Source organism: Celeribacter neptunius (assembly GCF_900113955.1).
GTDB lineage: Bacteria > Pseudomonadota > Alphaproteobacteria > Rhodobacterales > Rhodobacteraceae > Celeribacter > Celeribacter neptunius.
The window spans coordinates 157,852-180,305 of record NZ_FORH01000002.1; the positions used below are offsets into that span (position 1 = coordinate 157,852).

Sequence of the window (22,454 nt, forward strand, 5' to 3'; positions counted from 1 at the left end):
TTACCTCACGTAGAGCCCGCCATTGGCATCCCAGCAGGCGCCATTGACGAAACCGGCCTCGGGACTGGCGAGCATCACCACCATCCGGGCGACGAAATCCGGATCGCCGAATTGGCCGACCGGGATGTTCTTCAGGAACGCTTCGACATTGTCACCAACCACATCACGCACCATCGGCGTGTCCATCGGACCGGGTGCCACGGCGTTGCAGGTGATGCCGAAGGGCGCGAGATCGCGGGCGAAGACCTTGGTCAGGGTCAGGATCGCGCCCTTGGAGGCCGCATAATGCGCGCCCGTGGCGGTGCCGCCATTCTGCCCCGCGAGCGAGGCCATGTTGACGATCCGGCCATAGCCCCGCTCTTTGAAATGCCGGGCAAAGATCTGGCTGCCGGCGAAAGTGCCGCCAGCATTGGTCGCCATGATCTCGTTGAACGTGGCGGGATCGATCTCCATCAGCGGCTGCACCATGGTGCGGGCGGCATTGTTCACCAGCACCTCGACGGAACCATAGCGCTCGATACATTTGTCGAGCACCTCCTGAAAATCTTCGGGCTTCGAAACATCGAGCGTCGCGGTCACCGCGGTCTCGCCGGCGAGATCGAGCGCGGAGGCCAAGGCCTTGCCCTCCTCGCCCGGGTTGATGTCGGCAATCACCACGCGGTAGCCGGCCTTGTGCAGCGCGCGCACGACAGAGGCACCGAAGCCACGGGCCCCGCCCGTGACGACGGCGGTTTGGATCTTCTCAGGCAAAGGGGCCACCATCAGAACAAATAGCTGAACGAGTTCAGCATCCCGTCGGAATTCAGAAGACGGATCACCTTCTGTTGCAGCTTGAAGCCCGCGTCGGTGATCTTGAGGATATATTCGACATTGCCCGCCCAGATGCGCTGGCGACCGAATTTGTCTTCGACCAGATGCTCTGCACAGGAGACTGTGACCAGATCGCCCTCGGCGGCCTCGATGCGAAACCGCGACAGGGTGCGAACGGTCTGGGCCGGCGGCGCAGAGGAGATCGAGAAGCCCTGATGAAACCGGCCGATCCGGTCGCGTCGCATCTTGTCATTGTCATAGCACAGGTTGACGGCGTTCTTGTAATCCACCGTGTCGCCGATGGGCATGATATAGAGCCCCTCGGCCACCCACAGGTCGAGCCAGTCGTCATACTCCTTGAGATCGAGCATGGCGCTTTCGGCCCAGATGAATTCGGTGACATCGGCCAGCATGGATTTGGCGTCGATCTTGCTCATCTCGGTCATTGCGACATCATCCTTTTCCACATTTGATAGGCGGCGCGCATGCCGGTCTCGGCAGAGATATGGCCGCGCGGACCGTCGGGGCCGGCGTCTTCGTCGACCATGCCGCGATTGACCAGGATCTTGAGATCCGGCCCGCCCTTGGTGCCGCGCTGGATGCGTTCCCAGACCTCCGCGTCATCGGGAGAGCCGAAGCCCATCGGGCCCTGAAAATGTTCGTGCAGACGGATCCGTGCCTGATTGGCGACATCCGGTCCGCCATCCATGCCGATGGCGATGTGGCGGATATCGGTCTGCTCGACCGAGATCGGCGTGAGCACCCGGAAGAAGGCCAGTGAGAAGGACACATTCGGGAAGAGGTTCAGGTTGAACCCGGCCCCGCCGACGGCGCGGACGATCTTTTTCACCTGATCTTCCGGGTAGCCCTCGGCGCGGATCTCCTCGGCCAGCTCGGCAAAGCGCTCCGGGATCGGCGCATCGAGATCCTTATCGAGATCTTCAAGCTCCGGGATCATCATCATGATCGAATGGCCATTGCCCAAGTCCTCGACCCAGCCCTTGCCCTTGTCGAGAAAGTCGAACATCTCCTCGGTGGCGCCATCGAGCGTCTGCATGAAGCTCTTGTGCACGATCGGGAAATGATAGGCGTCGGTGGTGTTCTCGAGCTGCACCTTCCAGTTCATCGGCACGGTGAACTGATGCTCGCCCAGAACCTTCACCGGGAAGCCGCCGCCCTGTTTCATGAACAGGTCGATATAGCGACAGACCGCCTCGCCGAGGAAGTCCTCGAGCGGTTCGATATCTTCCTTGAACGTGGCAAAGACCATGCCGTTGTAAGATTCCGTGCGCAGCTTGAGCAGGCCATGTTGGGCCTTGTCGAAATCGTCGCCATATTGCTCCGGATAGGGCAGCGCCCGCAGGCTACCGTCGAGCCCGTAGCCCCAGCCGTGATAGGGGCATTGGAAGGACGAGGTCTTGCCCTTTTTCACTTCGCAGACGGTGGCGGCCCGGTGGCGGCAGCGGTTGACCATGCAATGGATCTTGCCCTTGCGGTCGCGCACCACGATCACCGGTTCGAGCCCGACCTGGCTCAGCTTGAACGATCCCTTGTCGGGAAATTCGCTCTCATGCGCGATCCAGACCCAGGTGTTCTTGAAAATCTTCTCCATCTCTTCGGAGAAGAGCTCCGGGTCCTCGTACATGGAGGTGGCGACCAAGGCGTTCTCGCTATCATAGAGCGCGTCGAGATCGCTGAACTTTGGCATATCGAGCGACATGTCAGCTCCTTTCATCGGGCTCGCCTCTCGGGCGGAGCCGCATCAGTTCACAGTTGCGGGATTTCGAGGGCACGGCCCATGCGCGCCTCGACCGTCATGTATTTCCACAGCCGGTCATTGCCCTCGCCCACCACGATGGTGCGCAACAGGTTGCAGGCGGCCTTGACCGCATCGCGGCTCGGAAAATCGGCCATGATGTACCAGGTGTAGGGAAAGCCCACCGAGGCGCCGACAAAGGTCTGATCGTCATCGAATGTGCCGACGATCTCGACACCTTCCATCTGGTCGATCGAGGCCATCAGCTCCTGCGTGGCTTTCCAGACCGGGCCGATCTGATCGAACGGCAGGCTGAAGAACGCCGCGTGGTTGTTGAAACACAGAAGGGTTCGGATCGGTTGGGTCTCGCTCATGTCTTTGCTCCGCTTTGGGGGATGTCTGGGGGGGGAATGTCTGGTTCAGATCTGGTTTGGCTCCAGGATAGCCCGGCGCCACCCCGTCATGGGTATCCCGGCATTGTCGGCTGATCGAAGAAGGCCGCACCCGCCGCCGACCATGTGCCCTCGCCCATAAAGGCGTGTTGCGCGACACAGGCGGCATCCACCATGCAGCGCCCGAGCGTGTGGCCGGTGGCCATGACGCCGGAACCGCCGATGACAAAGGCCAGCCGGGCCGCCTCCGCGCCGTCACGCGCCGCCTTGGTGGCGACGAGCCGCAGGCGCACTTTCATGTCGGGGGAAACATCGCCGGTGGTTTTCAACTCCTCCCAGGCGGCTTCGATCGTGTCGTAGAAGGCCGCGCGCGCGCCCATCAACAGGCCCTCGGCCCTGGCGAATTCGCTTTGCACATAGGGGCGTGCGCCGGGGTTCGGGGCGCCGGTGATCGAGGCACGTTTGCGGGCATCCTCCACGAGAAAGTCCAGCGCCTCCCGTGCTGCACCGAGCGCGACCACGGCCAGCACCTGCGCCGCCAGCGCCATCGCCGGGAAACGGAAGATCGCATCGTCCATGGTCGGCTTGCCACCTCGGATGAAGGTCCATTCGGGGTCGACCACGACATCTTCAACCACGGCGTCATGCGACCCTGTGGCGGACAGGCCGATGGTGTCCCACACCTCGTCCACCGTCACCTTGTCACGCGGCAGCACGGCAACGCGCGGCAGCGGCGTGTCATCGCCCTCGACCTTGATGCCGGTGCCGACAAGCGACGCCCCCATGATGCCGGAACACCAGGGCCAGCGGCCGTTGACCTTGAACCCGCCGTCGACCTTTTCGGCCTTTTGCGGCGGAAACATTGCGCCGGCAAACACCGTGTCCGGGTCCTGACCATAGATCGCGGCATAGGTATTCGGCGGCAGAGCGGCAAGATAGGTGGCGGAAACACCGAAGGAGGCGACCCAGCCGGTGGAGGCATCGGCGGCGGAAATGTCTTCGATCAGCCGACAGAAATCCGCAGGCGACAGCTCGTCGCCGCCGAAACGCGCCGGCACGAAGGCGCGATAGGCGCCGATGCGCTGAAGCTTTTCGACCATGTCGAGCGGCACATGCCGCAGGCTGGTGAATTCGGCGCGACGGCGGCGGATCTCTTCGAGAACGGCGAGATAGCCGGCATCATCGGCCTGCTCGAAAGCCAGTTTGGAAAGATAGGTCATTGGGTGCGGTCCTTTGACTGAAACAGCGGAATGCAGGACGTGATCCAGCGCGCGATGGCGCAGAGTTTCGCGTCCTCGCCCTTGCGGCCGACGATCTGCAACCCGATGGGCAGACCGGCATTGTTGCGCGCGGGCAATGTGAGAGCGGGGTGACCCGAGAGGTTGAAGGGCCTCTGATAGCGGGTGAGCGAAAGCACGTTTTGCGGGTCTTTCGCCGCATCGAGTGTCGGCGGCACCATGGGCAACGAGGGCGTGACCAGCGCATCATAACGGCTGAGCAGCGCATCGACCTCGGCGGTGAAACGGGTGCGGATCTCTTCCGCCTCGGCCAGCTGTGCTGCGCTCACCGTCTGCGCCTTGGCGAGACGGGCGGCGATGTCAGGGCCAAAAGGCGCGCCGCGATCAAGCATCGGCCCGAATTCCTGCGCCATCTCATGCGACATGACGACCATGCCGGCGTCAAAGGCTGCCTCGAATGAGGGCAGCAGCTCATAGGGCATATCAGGATAGGCATCCATCAGCGCATAGACCAGCGGATCGCCGACCTCGGGCGCCACGCCTTCGGATTTGATCCGCCCGAGCTTGGGCGCGTGGATTAGGGTCTCGGCCTGGAAGCTCGGATCGATCGCCGCCATGCCCCGGGTCAGCATTTCCATGTCGCGGGCGAGAATGCCCGGGCAATCGAGCGAACTGTGGCGCGGGGTCAGGCCCTTGCGGCTCACCCGTCCGAATGTGGGTTTGATGCCGAAGACGCCGCAACAGGTGGCGGGCTGACGGATCGAGCCGCCGGTGTCGGTCCCCACCGCGAAATCGCAGAGCCCGGCGGCCACGGCGACCGCGGAGCCCGAGGACGAGCCGCCCGGAATACGGTCCGGCCAGATCGGATTGACCGGCGTGCCGGTGAAACCATTCACCCCGGTCATGCCGAAAGCAAGCTCATGCATATTGGCCTTGCCCACGATCTTGCAACCTGCGTCGAGCAGTGCCCCGACGATCTCTGCATGCTCGGTTGCCGGGACAGCCCCGGCGAAAGCCGCTGAGCCACAGCCGGTGACGGTGCCCGTGATATCGATGCAATCTTTGACGGCCACACGTGGTCCATCGCCCCCGAGGTCGAGGGCCTGAACCAGCGCGGCGTTGCGGCTGGCAGGTGCGTTCATGGTCTTTCCCTGTTGTCCCGCCCGTCAGAGGATCTGTTCAGGCGAGCTGTCGTTCGTTGCGACTATTTACAGTAACTTTCACGTAAAATTCTCCCCCGTCAAGGAAAAAGAAAACCGAACCCTGCACTATTTGCGCAAGGCGTAAATTTCCTGATCCGGGAATGATTTAGGGTAACTTTACCGCAAATTTTCCCGGCATGCCCCGAGAAAGCGCGCGGAAAAAATATGCAGTTTCGGATTTCAGGCGCCCTCAAAGTGAGTCGCACGGAGAGTCATCCCGCGCAGACAAATCGAGGCAGCGCGCCCGGCGGCGCATGCCAGCGGGATGAGAAATTCCGAGTGGGTCACGGCCGGTCCGCAAAGTGGCGCGACCGGGGGTGCCTCTCTGATCTGACGCAATAGTTCAGTTCAGCGCAGCTCCGATCGGAGCGGAGCGGAGCGGCTCAGATGACCATGCAGACGGTCTTGTTCTCGAGATAATTGTCGAGCCCCTGTGCGCCGTTTTCGACGCCCCAGCCGGAGGTTTTCATGCCGCCTTTCGGCAATTCCGGCGAGAAATAGCTGTGGCAATTGACCCAGACCGTGCCCGCGCGCACCGCCGCCGAGAGCCGATGCGCCGAGGACAGGCTTTCGGTCCAGACCGACGCGGCAAGCCCGTATTCCGTGTCATTGGCCATGGCGATCACCTCATCGGCGTGATCGAACGGCGTCAGCGTGGTGACGGGGCCGAAGATCTCTTCGCGCATCAGCGCCATATCGGGCGTCACATGCGCCAGAACCGTCGGGCGGTAGAAGGCCGGATGCTCCGCATTGCCCTGCCCGCCCGCGAGAACCTCGGCGCCCTCTTGGCGCCCGGCCTCGACCATCCCCGCCACCCGCGCGGCATGGGCCGGGTTGATCAGCGGCCCGAGATCGCTCCCCGGGGCGAGCCCGTGCCCCAGACGCAGCGCGCCCGCGGCCTTGGCAAAGCCCTCGGCGAAAGCGTCATAGATTTTGCGATGCACATAGACCCGCGAGGCGGCGACACAAACCTGACCGGAATTGCCGAAGATCCCCCGCGCCACCCCCGGCACGGCCAAGGCAAGATCGGCATCCTCCAGGACGATCGCCGGGGATTTGCCGCCAAGCTCCAGGGTCAGCTTCTTGAGATTGCCCTGGGCCGATCCCAAAAGGTGCCGCCCGATCTCGGTCGAACCGGTAAAGGCGACTTTCGCCACGCCCGAATGGGTGCCGAGCGCCTCGCCCACCTCGTGTCCGAAGCCGGTCAAAAGATTGACGACCCCGGCAGGTACCCCGGCCTCTTCGAGCAACTCGCAAAGGCGCACAGCGGTCAACGAGGTCTCTTCCGCCGGTTTCAGGATCACCGTACAGCCCGCGCAAAGCGCCGGCGCCAGTTTCATCGCCGCCATCAGCAGCGGCGAATTCCACGGCACGATGGCCGCGACCACACCGACGGGTTCGCGCCTTGTGTAGGCCATCACCTGTTTGCCCTCGGGCGCATAACCGATTGAGGGGGTAATGGTCTGGCCGCCCAACTTGGTGGCATAGCCCACGTAATAGCGAAACTGCGCAATCGCGCCGTTCAGCTCGCCAAACCGCGCCGTGGCATAGGTCTTGCCCTGATCGAGACATTCGAGCTCGGCCAGCTCATCGGCATGGGCCTCGATCAGATCAGCGATCCGCCACAGGAGCGCCTGACGCGCTGCCGGCAGCATCTGCGCCCAGTCCGGCGCGGAAAGCGCGCGAGTGGCCGCCGCCACCGCCTCATCGGCCTCATCCTGACCGGCGCGCGACAGCCGCGTCAGCAAGCCCCCCGTGGCCGGGTCATGGCTGTCGAAAGTCTCTGACAACACGCGCCAGTCGCCCCCGATCCAGACCGGCTGCACCGCGCGCGCGAGAAAGGCTTTCGCGCCTTCGGTCTTGAGGGCGGGGGCGGTCACGGTGATCGTCATGTCGTTTCGTCCTTGAGCATCTTCCGCGCCAGTCTGGCCCCGCGCAGGATGGAATGATAGCCGGTACAGCGGCAAATATTGCCTTCGAGCGCCTCCTCGAGGCCCGCATCCGAGGGCGCAGGATCGCGCGACAGCAACCCGGTGAGGCTCATCATCACCCCCGGGGCGCAATAGCCGCATTGGAACCCGTTCTCGATTTCCATGGCGCGGATCAGCACGGCGCCAGCAGCCAGCGTGCCGATCCCCTCGATGGTGGTGATCTCCGAGCCCTCGATCTGCCAGCCCATCAAGAGACAGGCATTCATCGGCGCGCCATCGCAAAGCACGGTACAGGCACCACAGCGGCCGATCTCGCAACCGGCTTTGGTGCCGGTGGCGCCAATATTCTCGCGCAGCGTGGCGAGCAGCATCGCATCGGGCGCAATTTCGGCGGGCTGACCGTTGAGTGTGAACCGGATCATCGCGCCGCCTCCATCAGATCGAGGATCATCTCCGGCGGGAAAGGCGTCACCACGGGCCAGCGCCCGATCGCATCGGCCACGGCATTGGCGATCGCCGGGGTCACCGCGCCGATGCCCAGCTCCCCCGCGCCGCGCGGCCCGAACGGATCGCCGGGGTCGAGCCCCTCATGCGCCGTCACCCGCATGGTCCCCGGCACATCGCGCACACCCGGCATCATGTAAGTGTCGAAGTTCTTTGCCACCGGCCGGCCCTTCACCATCGGCATGTCTTCGGTCAGGGTGAACCCCACACCCTGCACCAGCCCGCCCTCCATCTGGCCGAGATAGGAGGCCATGTCGATCACCGGACCCGCCGCCGTGTGCATCTCGAGATCGAGGATGCGCAGCGCACCGGTGATCCGGTTGACCGCGACCCGGGCCAGGGTGGCGCCAAAGGCAAAGATGAACCGGGCATTGCCCTTGAAATAGTCGGATTTCGGGAAGGCGTAATGCGCCTGTACCGGGGCGATCTCGCCCAGTTCGGCAAAACTCAGGACCGGCTTGGGCTGATTGAGGCGCGCCTCGCCGATGCCCCCCGGTACGATGGCAAGCTCTTCGATCGGGCGGTGCAACAGCTCGGAAGCGCGTTCCAGCAGGGCGGCGGTGAACCCCGGGGCGGTCTCCTCCACCCCGCGCCAGACCACATAGCCGCCGCGCGAGGCGGTGGTCGAACCGCTGTCCGGCGCGCGCTTCGTGTCTCCGAAAATCGCCGAAACATCGTCGCGGCCACAGCCGAGCCGGGTCGAAATGGCAGCGTGCAGCGAGGCCACCATGCCCTGGCCGATCTCATCGAGACCGCAGCGGGCCTCGATCTTGCCGCCCTTGAGCGCCAGCGCGAAATCCGCCTCGTCCTCGGGGATCGTGCCCAGACCATTGCCCTGGTAATTCAGCGCCATGCCGACGCCCGCGATCTCCTCCGGCCCAATCTCCTCCGACCTCATCTCCTCTGCCCCGAACTCCTTTGGCCCGAACTCCTTTGGCCCGGTCTCGCCCCCCCGCCACAGGGGCGAGGCGCCAGCTGCGTCGAGCATCTCAATGAGCCGCTCCGAGGGGGCGACTTTCTGGCCCAGAACACCCGGACTGCCGGGCCTGCGCAGGTTCAGCCGCCGCATCGCAATCGGGTCGAGCCCGACCTTCTCGGCCAGACGGTCGATCTGGCATTCAATGGCGAAAGTCATCTGATTGGCGCCGAAGCCGCGAAACGCGCCACCGATGCCATTGTTGGTATAGGCCAGCCGCCCGCGGGCGTGGAAATTGCCAACCTCATAGGGGCCGACCACATGTTCCATCGCGGTTTCCAGAACCCCGGGCGAAAGCGAGGCATAGGCGCCGCTGTCCGAGAGCACCTCGACCTCCTGTGCCACGATCCGGCCTCGGGCATCGCAGCCGGTCTTCATCCTGAGCCACATCGGATTGCGTTTGATCCCGGCCTCGACGCTTTCCGCCCGCGACAGGTGCAGCCGGACCGGACGGCCGGATTTCTGCGCCAGAAGCGCCAGCGCCGGTTGCACCGTCAGCTCATCCTTGCCGCCGAAAGCGCCGCCGGTGGGGGACGTGATCACCCGCAGCTTGTCCTCAGGCAGGGCCAAGATGCGCGAGAGCTGCATCCGGTCGCGCGCGCCATGCTGGCCACCGACACAAACCACCAGCCCCTCGCCCTCGGGTGCGGCCCAGCCGCCTTCGGTCTCCATGAACCCGTGCATCTGGCGCGGGGTCACGTAAGTGTCTTCGACGACATGCACCGCCTCGGCCCAGCCCGCCGCGAGATCGCCCTTGTCGTGGATCACCTCGGTGACGAGGTTGCCGCGCTCATGCACGGCGGGCGACTCCTCCGCGAGCGCAGCCTCGACAGAGGTCACGACCGGCAGGTCTTCATAAATCACCTCGATCAGTGCAAGCGCCCGCGCCGCCGTCTCGGCATCGACGGCGGCGACGGCGGCCACCGGATCACCGGTATAGCGCACCTTGTCGGCACAGAGCGCCGGCTGGTCCTGAAACAGGATGCCGAACCCATTGAGCCCCTTGATGTCACGATGGGTGACCACGGCCGCAACACCGTCGAGCGCCTCGGCTTTGGCCGTGTCGATCGAGAGAATGCGGGCATGCGGCCGCCCGGCGCGCAGGATACGGCCCACCAGCATGTCGGGGGAACGTCTGTCGGTCAGATAGGTGAGCTCGCCGCGGATTTTCGCCGGCATGTCGGGCCGGGTGTGCCAGCGCGCCCCGCCGTCGGCGCGGGACAGTTCGGTCAGCTCTGGCGGTATCGTCGCCTTCGGGCGCGACACCGGGCGGATCGCATGACGTTCCGGCAGACCAAAGAGCCCGGCGCTCAGCGCCGCAGCGGCGACGCGTTTGCGGTAGCGCGCGGACCGGAAGGCACAATCCGGAGCGGAGATTGCCTGTTCGAGACGCTCTCGCAGGATATCGCGATCGACAGCCTCGGGCGTCTGACCGATCAGCCAGTCCTCGACCGTCTGCAAGCGTTGCGGCGGGGTGGCGCCACCACCGACGGCCAGCCGTACAGCGGTGATCTTGCCCCGCTCCAGCGTCATCGCCCCGGCGGAGGCGATGATCGAGGCGGTAAACGCCTGTCTGAGGCCAATCTTGCGCCATGTCTGCCGCGCCAGAGGGCGCAGGGTGAGATAGAGAACGATCCCTTTCGGCTCCGCGAGATAGTCGAGGATATTCACCTCGCCCTCGCGGGTCTCGACAGTGGCGTCGAGCGCGATCAGCGCCGGGATCAGACAGCCCTTGCCCCAGGCGAGATTGCCGCCCAATGTGGCCAGCCGCCGGATATTGGGCGCGGCGACATCGCGGCAGGCTTCGGAGAGGAGTGGCAGGCCAGCCTGGCGGATCTCCTCGAGCGGCGTCCCGGCGCCGATGCACAGCCCGTCGATCTCGCGATAGATCCCCATCGGCAGAAGATGACCGATCCGCACGTAATGCGCGGGCGCCACCGCGCCTTGGGAAAATTCGAGCTGAAAGCCGGAGCCGCCGGCGACCGGCACACCGCCCCCGGCGATCAGCGCCTCGGCCTCCGCAAGTGTCTCGGGGCGCGAGATCCTCATGCCGCCTCCGGCGTGGTGGTGCCGAAGGTAAGGCCCTTCTGCTTGAGCCATCGGCGGTAGGCGACCGAGGAACTGTCGGCCCGGGTCGGGATCTCGGCACGTGCCTCGAGCGGCAACAAGAGCGGGCGCTGGTTTTCGACGATGATCCGATCCTGCAGGAAGATCACCTGTTCAAAGCGCAAAAGCTGGGTCTGGGTGGCCTGCTGATCGGTCAGGTACATGACCGGGATGGCGCGCACGAGATCCTCTTCGATCGGATGGATGAACAGCGCAATCGCATCCTCCACCCCTTCCCGGTCGGGCACGACGCGGTAGAGCATGACCACAAAGGGCGACGGCACCCGGTAAGTGAGCTGGGCAAATTCACCATCGGGGCGGGTACTGGTCATCTGCGGCTGAAAGAATTTGCAGTTGGTGGCCCAGACCTCGTCCACCTCATGGCGGATTTCGGATTTGTAGCCCAGGACCTCGGTATGCGGTTCCGAGCCGAGAATATCGGTGTGGACAAAGGGGAAATGCGCCATATCGAGGAAATTCTCGACCACGCGCAGGCCGGAGGCCCGCATTTTCACCCAGCCGCAGGGCACGAAACGCCGGGTCGCATCTTCGCTCTCGGCAATGTCGAAAATCTCCTTGTTCGGCGTACCGAGCGTGGTCCAGAGCACCCCGAATTTCTCCCGCACCGGCAGGGCGACACCGTTGCGGGTGACGCATTTGCCCGGCCCCACGGTGATCGGATGGCCCAAGAGCTTGGTCTCTTCGGCCCGGGTGAGATCGGTGAGACTCGCTACCGCGTACCAGTCATTGAGTGCCACGGGATCCTGCGTTCCGGTCATTGATCGCTCCTTTCGCGTGCTTCACGCCTCAATCGGTCCACTCAATCGGTCCATTGCGCCGTGCCGCCGCCATTGGCATCGAGCCAGGTCTGACGGCGGGCGAAATGCCCGGGCGCGAGCCGGGTGACCCGCTCGATGATCTCGCCCATGTCGCCGGTGACCAGACGGCCCTCATCGACACAGATCTCGCCATTGACCATGGTCATGCGCACATCGCCGCCGCGCACGGCATGGACCAGATTGTGCTGCAGGTTGAACCAGCGCCCATCGGGGAAAAACGGCGTCATCCGCGGGCTCTTGCCGTCCACGGCGATGATATCGGCCTTTTTGCCCACCTCCAGCGATCCGGTGATGGCGTCGAGCCCAACCGCCTTGGCGCCCAGAGAGGTGGCCATTTCCAGAACCGACCAGCTGTCCATCGCCGCCGCGTCCAGCTCGCGCAGCTTGCCCTTGAGCGAGGCGGTTTTCATCTCTTCGAACATGTCGAAATTGTTGTTTTCCTTCTCGCCATCGGTGCCAATCCCCACGGGTACACCGGCGGCGAGCATTTCCTTGATCGGGGCGATGCCGGAAGCGAGTTTCATGTTCGACACCGGGTTATGGGCGACCGAGACATTGTAATCGGCGATCATCTCCACCTCTTCGGGCGAGAACCAGACCGCATGCGCGAACATCGCCAGCGGCGTCTCGAAGAAGCCGAGATCGCGGAACACCTCCATCGGTCTCTTGCCATAGCGCGTATCGAACTCCGCCAGTTCGATCTCCGCCTCGGAACAATGGGTGTGAAAGGGCACGCCGTGCTTTTTCGACAGGTCGATGGCGCGCTGCTGTCCCGCCGCGTCGGCGTAGAACAGATGCTCGAGCCCGACCCAGACATTGACCCGGCCCTGCGCCTTGCCATGCCAGCGTTCGATCAGCCCCTCGTTCATGTCGAGCCTGTCGAAATAATCATATTCCGGATGTTCGCCGACGTAAGGCACGGCGATCAGCCGGTTGCCCAATACATCGGCAGCCCGCGCCGAGCCGTCCATATAGCGCCACATATCGACCACGGTGGTGGTGCCGGAAAGCAGGCTCTCGGCATAGGCGAGATAGCTTGCGGCCTCGGCCTCTTCCGGCAGGAGCACCCGGTGCATCGGGTTGATATGCTGGGTCAGCCAGTCCCAGACCGGCAGGTGCTCGGCGGTGCCGCGCAGAAAGCCGGAATGGGCATGGGCGTTGATCAGCCCGGGCATCAGCACGGCGCGTCCGAAATCCTTGACCGGCACATCCGGATGGGCGGCGATCACCTCCGCCTTTGGCCCGATCATCGCGATCTCGTCGCCCTTGACCAGAATGGCCCCGTCGCAGAGGGTCTCGCGCTCCGGATTCATGGTCACGATGGCTTCGGCGCTCAGGATCAAATCGCTCATGCATCCTCCAGGATGAATTGGGCCGCCCGCTCGCCGATCATGGTGACCGGCGCATGGGTGTGACAGGCGGGAATTTCGGGAATGACGGAGGCATCCGCGACCCAGAGGCCGCGAATGCCTTTGACGCCCAACCTCGGGGACACGGGGGCGTCATCATCGGCACCCATCTGGACGGTGCCGCAACAGTGGAAGAAGGTCGAGCACGACCGCCGCACGAAGGTCTCGATGTCATCAGTGCTCCGCGGCGCGATATGGTCCTTGAAAAACGGCTGAAACCCGTCGGAGCCGACCATCTCCATCAGGAATTCGACCCCTTGGATCAGTGCTGTCAGGTCGCGCGGATCGGACAGGAGATTGGGCTGAATGTCGAGCGCTGCGGCCGGATCGGCCGAGGTGAGACGGATCTCTCCTCGGGAATGGGACCGCATCACGCCGAGACCGATGGCAAAGACATCGTCGCCCTCAAGATCGTACTGCTCCCAGAGCGCGGGCACCGCGGAACGGCCCTGAACCGGAAAGGCCAGCAGATCGGCCTGCGGCAGCTCAGCTTTGGATTTCCAGATCGTCAGCGTACCACCGCCATTGCCCTTCATCGGACCCAAGGGGGTGGAAGCCCGGAAATTCAGCGCCCGGAGCAAAGGGTGGTCCTGAAGGTTCTGGCCAACGGCCTCGGATTTGAGCCGCACAGCAATGCCAAGCCGCGCCAGCGCCGCCTCCGACCCGATGCCCGAGAGCATCAACAGCCGCGGGGTCTCGAGCGCGCCGGCCGCCAGAATGACGCCGATGCTTGCGGTCAGATCGGCAACGCCTTCGGGCCCGCTGACTTGCACGCCGGTAGCCCGATCCCCCTCGAAAATCAGCCCGAGCGCCAAAGTCTCCGTCAGCACGGTGAGCCGCTCCGAGCCGATGATCGGCGCGAGATAGGCCGCGGCAGAGGTGTGCCGCCGCCCGGCTGCATCGATGTTGAAATTCGCCAGCCCGACGCCCAGCGGCTCCGGCCCGTTCGGGTCCTCGATCACCGGCAGCCCCATGGCCGCGCCGCCTTTCAGCATGGCCTGCGTCAGCGGATGATCCGCGTCGGGGCGAGTGATTTCCAGCGGGCCGGAGCCACCGCGCAAGGCCCTCTCACCGCCTTGCCAGCGCTCGCTTGCCTTGAACGCCGGCAGACAGTCCTCCCAGGACCAGCCCGGCGCCACGGCGTCCCAGCGGGCATAATCGGCCGGCACACCGCGATACCACATCATCGCATTGGTGGCCGAGGAGCCGCCCAACCCCTTGCCACGCGGAATGGCGATGTCCCGGCCCAGAATGCGCTCTGTCGGCGTGTAGTGATGGCCCCAGTCCCAGGCCCCGCTTTGCAGGCCGAACCATTGCGACGGGTCTTCGATCTCGGCCACGCCGAGGGTGGACCTGCCGGCCTCGATCACCGCGACCCTAGCGCCGGCGTCATGCAGGCGACGGGCCACCGCCGCACCGCCGGAGCCGGAACCAATCACGATATAATCGAAGCCCTCTGGCATGGGGTTTGACCTCATCCGCCTCAGTTGTGCTCCGACGGGCCCATGATGGTGATCCCTTCGGTCTTTTCGACATGGCGCACGAAGATGTATTTGTCCTCGCGCCCGTCGGAATGTTTGCGTTTGATTTCCGGCTGCACCGTACCGGCGACCTTCGCCACCACCACATAAGGCGTGTCGGATTTCAGACCGGCCTCGCAATGGGCGTCGAACTCTTCGAGCGTGGTGGCGGTATAGGCATGATCGATGCCCGAGGCCCGCGCGATCCCGGCGAGATCCACCCGCCCCGAGGCAGTATGGGTCTTTGGCCCGCCAATCGATTGATATTGCTCGTTATCCCAGACCACAACAAAGAGGTTCTTCGGCTGTTCATTGCCCAGGGTGGCGAGAATGCCGAGGTTGAACAGCAGCCCGCCATCGGTGTCGAGCGAGACGATCTGCCGCTCTGGCAGGCCACAGGCAAGCCCGAAGGCCTGCGGCGTCACACAGCCGAGCTGTTGCTGAAACAGCGAGGCTTCGCGCATATGCGGCGCGGCGTTGTACCATTCGTCGACGGAGGCCCCGAGCGACAGGATCACCAGCTCGTCGGAGAGCCGCGCGGCGAGTTTGCTCATACAGTCGAAACGTTTCATCGCACGAAACTCCCGGACAGGGCCACGGCCGTGTGGTAATAAGAGGAATAGGCCAGCTCATAGGCATCGACGATGGCCTGTTCGATCCGCTCTTCCTCGCGCTCCACCACATAGGGGATGCGCAGCGCCTTGAGCACCGGCTCCATGGTGGTCCCGTGCGGCACGGCCCACCAGTTGTTCTCGCCCATATCGCCGCGATAGCTCATCAGCATCACCACCGGGATACCGGCGCCGAGCCCCATGCGGGCCAAGGGTTCGACCGAGGCGCGCAGACCGGAGTTCTCCATCACCAGCGCCGCGCGTTGCCCCGACAGGAACACACCGCCGCAGATCGCGGCCCCCTCGCCCTCGTTGGTCACCTGAATGGTTCGGATATCCGGATCGGCATCAAGCGCCGGGTAAAGCTCCTTGAACAAGCTGTCGGGGAGATAACAGACGAGGGTGACACCGGCGCGCTTGAGCCCCCGGATCACCGCCTCAACGGCACTTTGTTGCATCTTTTTCCTCTGGCGTTTCTTGTTGGAATTCCCATGTGTTAGGCACAGCCTGTCAGGAAAAAGTTGTTCCGAAAAGACGATAATAATCGAACGAAATGTTCGACTTTACGCAACACTAGGCTTTCATCGCCTCGAGCATGGAGGCGAGCGTTGCCGCCAGCGCCTGCGCCGCTTCCGACACCTCGCCTTTCGGCCGTGACACCAGCGACAGACGACGCAGCCCGAGCCCCGGATCGGTCAGCGGGATGAACACCAGCTGGCCGCGGGCGATTTCGGCCTGCACCCCGATCTTGGTCTGCAGAATCGTGCCGAGCCCGCGGGTCGCCAGATCGATCATCAGCCCGATGGAATTGGTACGGGCACGGCGGGAGAACTCGACGAAGGAGCCGGAGAACATCTGTTCGACCGAGCTGCCGAGCGTCAGCGAACCGTCCGAGAGGATCACCCGCTCGCCCGCCAGATCATAGCCCTTGAGCTTGCCCTGCAACTTGATCAGCGGACTGCCCGGCGGCACCAGAACGCCAAGCGGCAGCGCCACCGATGTCAGCCGCCGGGCATTGCGCGGCACCCGCACATCAAAGGCCAGCGCCAGATCGGCTTCGCCCTGATGCACCAGATCGACCGCCTCCTGCGAACCGACGACACGGACATCGACGCTGATCTCGGGATGGCGCACCCAATAGCCCGCGAGCACGTCGGGCAGGATGCCGCGCGCCGCGCTTTCGATCACCGCCACGGTCACCGTGCCCCGCCGGAGCCCTTGCAGATCGCCGATCTCGGTCACCGCGCGGTTCATTTCCACCGCGGATTGCTTGATGTGATATTCCAGCAGCTCGCCGGCCGAGGTCAGGCGCAGCCGTTGTTTGGTGCGCTCGAACAGCGGCGTGCCGAGATCGTCCTCGAGCTGCTTGATCGCCCGCGAGATCGAGGACGGCGCGACATTGAGCGTCAGCGCCGCCTGACGGATCGAGCCGAGACGCGCCACCAGAGCGAAATGGTGGACGCGCGAGGACACAAGACCGAGACGATGAAGATCCAAGGCGGCTCCTAATGGTAATCCGGGATGCCCGGCATGGTGATGAAGCCCTCGATCTGACGCATCCGCCGCGCCCAGAGCCTGAGCTGCGGGAATTCATCGTGATCGAGGTTGAAATCGCGGCTCAGCGCAAAGGCCGGGAAAAGCGCGAGATCGGCGAGGCTCGGCGTCGCACCGGCGACGAATCCTTCGCCTTTGAGCGCTTGCCGGGTGAGATGATCGTCGAGAACGCGAAACAGCTCCCGGACCTTGGCACGCAGGGATGCGACATCGCCCGGCGCATCGAGAAGCGCCACGGCGCGTGCCTCGGCGGCCAGGGCGAGATCGCGGCAGGCAAAACCGAGCCAGTCGAACATCCGCGCCCGGGCCGCCGGATCTTTCGGCAGAAAACGCTGTTCCGAATCCTTTTCCGCCAGATAGATCAGAATCGCCGAAAGATCGCGCAGGGTCAGATCGCCGTCCTGGAGGATCGGCAGACGCCCCAGTGGATTAAGCTCCAGATAGGCGGGGGACTTTTCCTCCGCGCCCGGGAAAGCATCGACGTTCACCAGCTCCAATGCCTGATTTGTGCAAGACGCCAGCAGGCGTACCCGATAGCAATCTTCAAAAAGATCGTAATTGTGCAGGATCATGCGACCGCCTCCCGGGCTTCGACCTGCCGCCGCAGCGCCTCGCACCAGTCGAGCAGCATTGGTTTCGCCGAGTCGGGCGTGCCCTCCGGCAGGGTGATATGGAGCGCGGAACGGCGCTCACTCACGGCCTGAACCCCGATGCGCAAGGCGACGCCCGCATGTTCGATCGCGATCATGGAACCGGTGCGTTCAGCCCCGAGTGCGGCAATCACATCGGCCAGCGGCGCATCGAGATAGAGCGAGCGCAGCCCCTCCATCACGGGCAATTCCGACGCGGCTGCGGGCTCCGAGCCGAGCGGCAGATGCGCCCAGATCATGCCGCCACTTTCGGCCACGCCATAGCGGGCGACACAGATCGATTTCGGCACCTCGAGATCCGGATGCGCCGGAATATACTGGCAGGTGCCGCTCTCGTCATATTCCCAGCCGTGGTAAAGGCAGGCGATGTGATCGCCCCGCACAAAGCCGAAACTCATTTTCATGCCGCGATGCGGGCAGCGATCTTCCCAGGCATGGGCCGTGCCAGAGGTGTCGCGCCAGACGACGATCTCCGCCCCCTCCGCAACCACGCCCGCCGAAGTCCCCGGCTCGATCATTTTCGACAGCGCAACGGGCACCCAGCCGGTCTGCGTCATGGCTCAACTCCTTTGTCTGTGTCAGCATCCTCGCCGGCGCGAAACACCTCATGGACGATGCAATCGCGCGGCCCGAGGCTCATCGCCATTTCAAACGCATCGAGCAGATCGGCCTGTCCGGTCACCTGCATCTCGGCATGCGTGTCACTTTGGTTCCGCGTCACCAGACCGATCGACAACCGGGCCGCACGGTGTTGCGCAAACTCCGCAAAACTCGCCTCAGGCAAAATGCCCTGAAATGTGAATGTCACCTGTTCGGCCTTCATGATCTTCTTTCACGGGATCTGACAGAATTCCTTTGAATTCCTCCCTTTTTCGGGAGAGCCACAGCATGACGCGCCGCAGCATCGACAGTAAGACGATGGAAACATCCGCCGTCAAGTGTTGTCATGAAAGCAACATAAAGGTGTCGAAATTCGCTCTATTCAGCGCCCTAGACATTTGGAATCGTGCTCTCATCAAGACAACAGATGGGCATGTCAGACCGCCCGAGATCGAACACGAGTTTCACGTTTCCGGTTCGCCGGAAACGGAGTGTCCACGCACGTTCATTTGCGGCCCGCCGGGGACAACCCCGCTGCCAAAACCGGGGAACCGGCGCGGCCCGCACCAACAGACAAGAGGTTTCTGCCAATGATATCCACCAAATCCCTGTCCCGCCGCGGCTTTCTCAACATGGGTGCGGCTGCCGGCGCCGGGTTGCTGCTGCCGAAAACCGGGCTGATCACACCGGCCCATGCCGCAGGCCCGCTCGCCCCGGTGGCCGAGGAAGACGCGCATATCGCCTTTGGCCATACCGGCCCGACTTCGGATGAGGGCTGGACCTGGGCGCATGATCAGGGGATGAAAGCGGTCGCGGCGGCTTTCCCGAAACTGCGCACCTCTTACGTCGAGAGCATTCCCTATTCCGCCGATGCCACCCGGATCTATCGCCAATTCGTCGCCGATGACGCCTGCATGGTCTTTGCCACGTCGAACTATGGCGATTTTCTTTATGACGTGGCCAAGCGCGCGCCCGATGTGGCCTTCTATGAATGCGACGGCCGCAACCCGCTCGACAATCTCGGGACCTATTACGTCTCGCATTGGTACCCGTCCTATGTTGCGGGCATCGCGGCGGGCGCGATGTCGCCCTCGGGCAAGCTGGGCTATGTCGCCTCTTTCCCGGTGCCGTCGGTCTATTCCGGCACCAACGCCTTTTTGATGGGCGCGCGCACGGTGAACCCGGAGGCCACGCTTCAGACCATCGTGATCAACAGCTGGTTCGACCCGCAGGCCGCGACCCAGGCCGGCACCGCACTGATCGACAACGGTTGTGACGTGCTCTTTGGCATCATGGATGAGGCGGGCTATCTGCAGGTAGCCGAGGAACGCGGCGCCAAGGCCGTGATGTGGAACACCGATCTGCGCCGCTACGGCCCGAATGCCTATATTTCCTCGATCATCGTCGATTTCAAAGCCTTCTATGTCGAACAGGTGCGCCGTCGCCTCGTCGGCGAATGGACCCCGACCTATGATCTCCTGCCTTTCGGCGGCGGCGTCGATGTCGATGCCTGGGGTGAAACCGTTCCGGCCGATGTGGCGGCCAAGGCCGATGCGGTGAAAGCCTCGATCATGGACGGCTCGTTCAACCCGTTCTCGGGCGAAATCAAGGACAGCAAGGGCAATGTCAAAGTCGCCAAGGGCGAGACCATGAGCGAGCAAGAGCTCTATCACTGGAACTGGTCGATCGAGGGCGTCTCCGGTCTCGACGCCTGATCGGATCTCGCAAGATGACGGACATTCCCGATCCGATCCAACAGCGTCTCGGGCTCGCGCCCGGGACGCCGCCCATTCTCGCCCTCAAGGGGGTGAGCAAGTATTTCCCCGGGGTGATCGCCAATGAGGCGGTCGATCTCGAGGTCTACCCCGGTGAGATTCACGCGCTTCTGGGCGAGAATGGCGCCGGCAAATCGACCCTGATGAATATCGTCACCGGCATTTACAAGATGGATGCCGGCGAGGTGATCGTCGAAGGCGAGGCACGCGACTTCGGCTCGCCCACCGATGCGATCGAGGCCGGGATCGGCATGGTGCACCAGCATTTCAAACTGGTGCGCGCCTTTACCGTGGCCGAAAACATCCATCTCGGCTGGCCCGACACGCCGAAGCGGATTTCGCGCCGGGTGCTCGAAGCGCGCACCTCGGCCCTCTCCGACACATTGGGCCTGGCGGTCCAGCCCGAGGCGGTGGTGGCGGATCTTTCGACCGGCGAACAGCAACGTGTCGAGATCCTGCGGGTTCTGGCGCGCGATGCCAAGCTGCTCATTCTCGACGAGCCCACCGCCGTGCTGACCCCGGAAGAGGCGCGCGAGCTGTTCGTGGCGCTGCGGGCCTTTGTGGCGCGTGGCAATGCGGTGATCTTCATCTCGCACAAGCTCGACGAGGTGATGGAGATTTCCAACCGCGTCACGGTGCTGCGCGGCGGGCGCAAGGTGGCGACGGAATGGACCGAACGTTGCTCCGAAAAGAGCCTCGCCCAGATGATGGTCGGGCGCGAGATTGTCCTGACCGAAGCCGGCCAGCGCGCGCCCCTGCCCAAGGACACGCCCCCCTGTCTCTCGCTCGCCAATGTCAGCCTGACAAGCGATCAGGGCACGGTGCTGAAAGATATTTCCCTCGATCTGCGCCCCGGTGAAATCCTCGGCATCGCCGGGGTCGCCGGCAATGGCCAGCGCGAATTGACCTATGTGATGACCGGGCTTGCGACGCCCAGCGCCGGCACGATCACCCTGGACGGCAAAGATGTCACCCGGATCGGCGCCCGTGCCATGGCCGAGAAAGGCATCGGGCATATCCCCGAAGACCGGCTGCAGTCCGGCATGGCGCCGACGCTGTCGATCACCGACAATGCGGTATTGCGCGAATACGGCCAGCCGCCTCTGACCCGCAAGGGCTGGTTCTCGCCCCGTGGCGCCGGCAATCTGGCGCGCGAGATCGCCAAGGCGGCCGAGGTCATGGTGCCGGATTTCGCCATGCCCGCGCGCAATCTCTCTGGCGGCAACCAGCAACGTCTTGTGGCCCGGCGCGAAATGCGCATCGCCGACAAGATCCTGATCGCCGCCTACCCGTCGCGCGGGCTCGATGTCGGGGCGATCAACACGATGATGCGCTATTTCGTCGAGCTGCGCGATCAGGGCGTCGCCGTGGTGCTGATTTCCGAAGAACTGGAAGAGTTGATGAATTTCTCAGACCGGATCGCCGTGATGTTTCATGGTGAGATCATGGGCATGGTCGCCACCGAGGGCGCGGATGTCGAGGAAATCGGGCTGATGATGGGCGGCAAACGCCGGGAGGTCGCGGCATGAGCACGATCCGCCTGCAACGCATGCCGATTGCCCCGGCGCGCATCGCCCTCGTGCTGCGGCTCCTGTCGGTGGTGCTGGCACTTTTGACCACGGCGATCCTGCTCTGGGCGACCGGGCGCGATCCGATCGCTCTGGGCGCCAAGGTCCTCTCCTCGACCTTCGGCTCGTCCTTTGGCCTCGAAGATCTGGCGCTCTTGTTTTCGCCGCTGATCTATTGCGGGCTGGCGGTGGCCGTCGCCCTGCGCATCGGCGCCTGGAACATCGGCGCCGAGGGGCAGTTCAATTTCGGTGCCTTTTGCGCCACGGGAATCGCGCTCTTCGTGCCCGGCCCGACATGGCTGATGCTGCCGCTGATGGCGCTTGCGGGCATGATCGGCGGGGCACTGTGGATCCTGGTGCCGACGCTGGCGCGGGCCTATGCCGATGTCTCGGAGCTGATCACCACGCTATTGATGAATTTCATCGCCATGCTACTGGTCTATTGGGTCGCCACCGGGCCTTGGCTCGACCCGTCGGGCATGGCGCTCGCGACCACCGCGCGGCTGCCCGTCTCGGTGCCGCCGATCTGGGGCATCGTCCATTGGGGCCTGCCGGTGGCCGTGATGCTCGCCATCGCGCTGGCGCTCGTCTTCACCTACACCCGCTGGGGCTATGAGGTGCGGATCGCCGGCGCCAATCCCGGCGCTGCGGCCTATGCCGGCATGCCGGTGAAACGCCAGCTCATCGCCGTGATGCTGCTGTCGGGCGCGCTGGCGGGTCTTGGCGGCATGATGGAAGCGGCCGGAACGGTCGGCCGGCTGCAAGGCGGGATTTCCAACAATTACGGCTATATCGGCATCATGGTGGCGGTGCTCGCCCGCGCCGCGCCCTTGGGCGTGCTGGCCACGGCGTTTTTCATGGCGGTTATCCTGAACGGTGGCATCGTCCTGCAATCGCAGGGGTTGACCACGCACACCGTTCTGGCGGTGACGGGTCTGATCCTGCTCTATGCCGCGATCGGCGACGAGGCGGCACATTACAAGATCCTGCGCAACAAGACGGGGGAAAGCTGA

General features: G+C 64.0%; 21 protein-coding genes. 3 read left to right on the forward strand and 18 right to left on the reverse strand.

Annotated elements, in window-relative coordinates; genetic code table 11:
• From BM151_RS06915 to BM151_RS07000, 18 genes are all read right to left on the reverse strand, one after another.
• A complete protein-coding gene (locus BM151_RS06915) occupies nt 1–759 on the reverse strand; it encodes an SDR family NAD(P)-dependent oxidoreductase (protein WP_245781153.1) in 759 nt (252 codons plus the stop codon).
• A 2-nt stretch (nt 760–761) separates the two neighbouring features.
• Nucleotides 762–1,256 carry an aromatic-ring-hydroxylating dioxygenase subunit beta gene (locus BM151_RS06920; protein ID WP_090059450.1) on the reverse strand — a complete coding sequence of 165 codons (495 nt, stop codon included), beginning with the start codon at nt 1,254–1,256 and terminating at the stop codon, nt 762–764.
• On the reverse strand, nt 1,253–2,530 hold the full coding sequence (locus BM151_RS06925) for an aromatic ring-hydroxylating dioxygenase subunit alpha (protein ID WP_090059451.1): 1,278 nt from the start codon (nt 2,528–2,530) through the stop codon (nt 1,253–1,255). Before BM151_RS06925 ends, BM151_RS06920 begins: the two co-directional genes overlap by 4 nt.
• 47 nt (nt 2,531–2,577) lie before the next feature.
• Nucleotides 2,578–2,940, reverse strand: a complete 363-nt coding sequence (locus BM151_RS06930) for a hypothetical protein (RefSeq protein ID WP_090059453.1) — start codon at nt 2,938–2,940, stop codon at nt 2,578–2,580.
• 86 nt (nt 2,941–3,026) lie between these two features.
• The gene (locus tag BM151_RS06935; RefSeq protein ID WP_090059455.1) at nt 3,027–4,178 is read right to left on the reverse strand and encodes an acyl-CoA dehydrogenase family protein; all 1,152 of its coding nucleotides are present in this window, start codon (nt 4,176–4,178) and stop codon (nt 3,027–3,029) included.
• A complete protein-coding gene (locus BM151_RS06940; protein WP_090059456.1) occupies nt 4,175–5,338 on the reverse strand; it encodes an amidase in 1,164 nt (387 codons plus the stop codon). Before BM151_RS06940 ends, BM151_RS06935 begins: the two co-directional genes overlap by 4 nt.
• A 443-nt stretch (nt 5,339–5,781) precedes the next feature.
• The gene (locus tag BM151_RS06945; RefSeq protein ID WP_090059458.1) at nt 5,782–7,290 is read right to left on the reverse strand and encodes an aldehyde dehydrogenase family protein; all 1,509 of its coding nucleotides are present in this window, start codon (nt 7,288–7,290) and stop codon (nt 5,782–5,784) included.
• The gene (locus BM151_RS06950) at nt 7,287–7,751 is read right to left on the reverse strand and encodes a (2Fe-2S)-binding protein (RefSeq protein WP_090059459.1); all 465 of its coding nucleotides are present in this window, start codon (nt 7,749–7,751) and stop codon (nt 7,287–7,289) included. The genes BM151_RS06945 and BM151_RS06950 overlap by 4 nt, the downstream gene beginning before the upstream one ends.
• Entirely contained in the window at nt 7,748–10,858 is a 3,111-nt protein-coding gene (locus BM151_RS06955; protein WP_090059461.1) for a molybdopterin cofactor-binding domain-containing protein, read from the reverse strand. Before BM151_RS06955 ends, BM151_RS06950 begins: the two co-directional genes overlap by 4 nt.
• Nucleotides 10,855–11,694: an aromatic ring-hydroxylating oxygenase subunit alpha gene (locus tag BM151_RS06960; protein ID WP_090059462.1), complete on the reverse strand. Its 840-nt coding sequence runs from the start codon at nt 11,692–11,694 to the stop codon at nt 10,855–10,857. Before BM151_RS06960 ends, BM151_RS06955 begins: the two co-directional genes overlap by 4 nt.
• Nucleotides 11,695–11,735: 41 nt before the next feature.
• A complete protein-coding gene (locus tag BM151_RS06965; RefSeq protein ID WP_090059464.1) occupies nt 11,736–13,106 on the reverse strand; it encodes an amidohydrolase family protein in 1,371 nt (456 codons plus the stop codon).
• On the reverse strand, nt 13,103–14,626 hold the full coding sequence (locus tag BM151_RS06970) for a GMC family oxidoreductase (RefSeq protein WP_177213052.1): 1,524 nt from the start codon (nt 14,624–14,626) through the stop codon (nt 13,103–13,105). Before BM151_RS06970 ends, BM151_RS06965 begins: the two co-directional genes overlap by 4 nt.
• 20 nt (nt 14,627–14,646) lie before the next feature.
• Nucleotides 14,647–15,255, reverse strand: coding sequence for a thiamine pyrophosphate-dependent enzyme (locus tag BM151_RS06975; RefSeq protein WP_090059467.1), 609 nt, complete (start codon nt 15,253–15,255; stop codon nt 14,647–14,649).
• The gene (locus BM151_RS06980) at nt 15,252–15,752 is read right to left on the reverse strand and encodes a thiamine pyrophosphate-binding protein (protein WP_090059469.1); all 501 of its coding nucleotides are present in this window, start codon (nt 15,750–15,752) and stop codon (nt 15,252–15,254) included. The genes BM151_RS06975 and BM151_RS06980 overlap by 4 nt, the downstream gene beginning before the upstream one ends.
• Before the next feature lie 115 nt (nt 15,753–15,867).
• Nucleotides 15,868–16,791: a LysR family transcriptional regulator gene (locus tag BM151_RS06985; protein WP_090059471.1), complete on the reverse strand. Its 924-nt coding sequence runs from the start codon at nt 16,789–16,791 to the stop codon at nt 15,868–15,870.
• Nucleotides 16,792–16,799: 8 nt separating this feature from the next.
• A complete protein-coding gene (locus tag BM151_RS06990) occupies nt 16,800–17,420 on the reverse strand; it encodes a glutathione S-transferase family protein (RefSeq protein WP_090059473.1) in 621 nt (206 codons plus the stop codon).
• Nucleotides 17,417–18,055: a Rieske (2Fe-2S) protein gene (locus tag BM151_RS06995; protein WP_090059474.1), complete on the reverse strand. Its 639-nt coding sequence runs from the start codon at nt 18,053–18,055 to the stop codon at nt 17,417–17,419. Before BM151_RS06995 ends, BM151_RS06990 begins: the two co-directional genes overlap by 4 nt.
• Entirely contained in the window at nt 18,052–18,306 is a 255-nt protein-coding gene (locus BM151_RS07000) for a hypothetical protein (protein WP_218151335.1), read from the reverse strand. The genes BM151_RS06995 and BM151_RS07000 overlap by 4 nt, the downstream gene beginning before the upstream one ends.
• A gap of 382 nt (nt 18,307–18,688) precedes the next feature.
• On the opposite strand from BM151_RS07000, the gene BM151_RS07005 reads away from it, so the two are divergent.
• The 3 genes from BM151_RS07005 to BM151_RS07015 are packed head-to-tail and all read left to right on the forward strand — an operon-like array spanning nt 18,689 to nt 22,454.
• On the forward strand, nt 18,689–19,813 hold the full coding sequence (locus BM151_RS07005) for a BMP family ABC transporter substrate-binding protein (protein WP_090059476.1): 1,125 nt from the start codon (nt 18,689–18,691) through the stop codon (nt 19,811–19,813).
• Between the two features lie 14 nt (nt 19,814–19,827).
• Nucleotides 19,828–21,402, forward strand: a complete 1,575-nt coding sequence (locus BM151_RS07010) for an ABC transporter ATP-binding protein (RefSeq protein WP_090059477.1) — start codon at nt 19,828–19,830, stop codon at nt 21,400–21,402.
• Nucleotides 21,399–22,454: an ABC transporter permease gene (locus BM151_RS07015; RefSeq protein WP_090059479.1), complete on the forward strand. Its 1,056-nt coding sequence runs from the start codon at nt 21,399–21,401 to the stop codon at nt 22,452–22,454. Before BM151_RS07010 ends, BM151_RS07015 begins: the two co-directional genes overlap by 4 nt.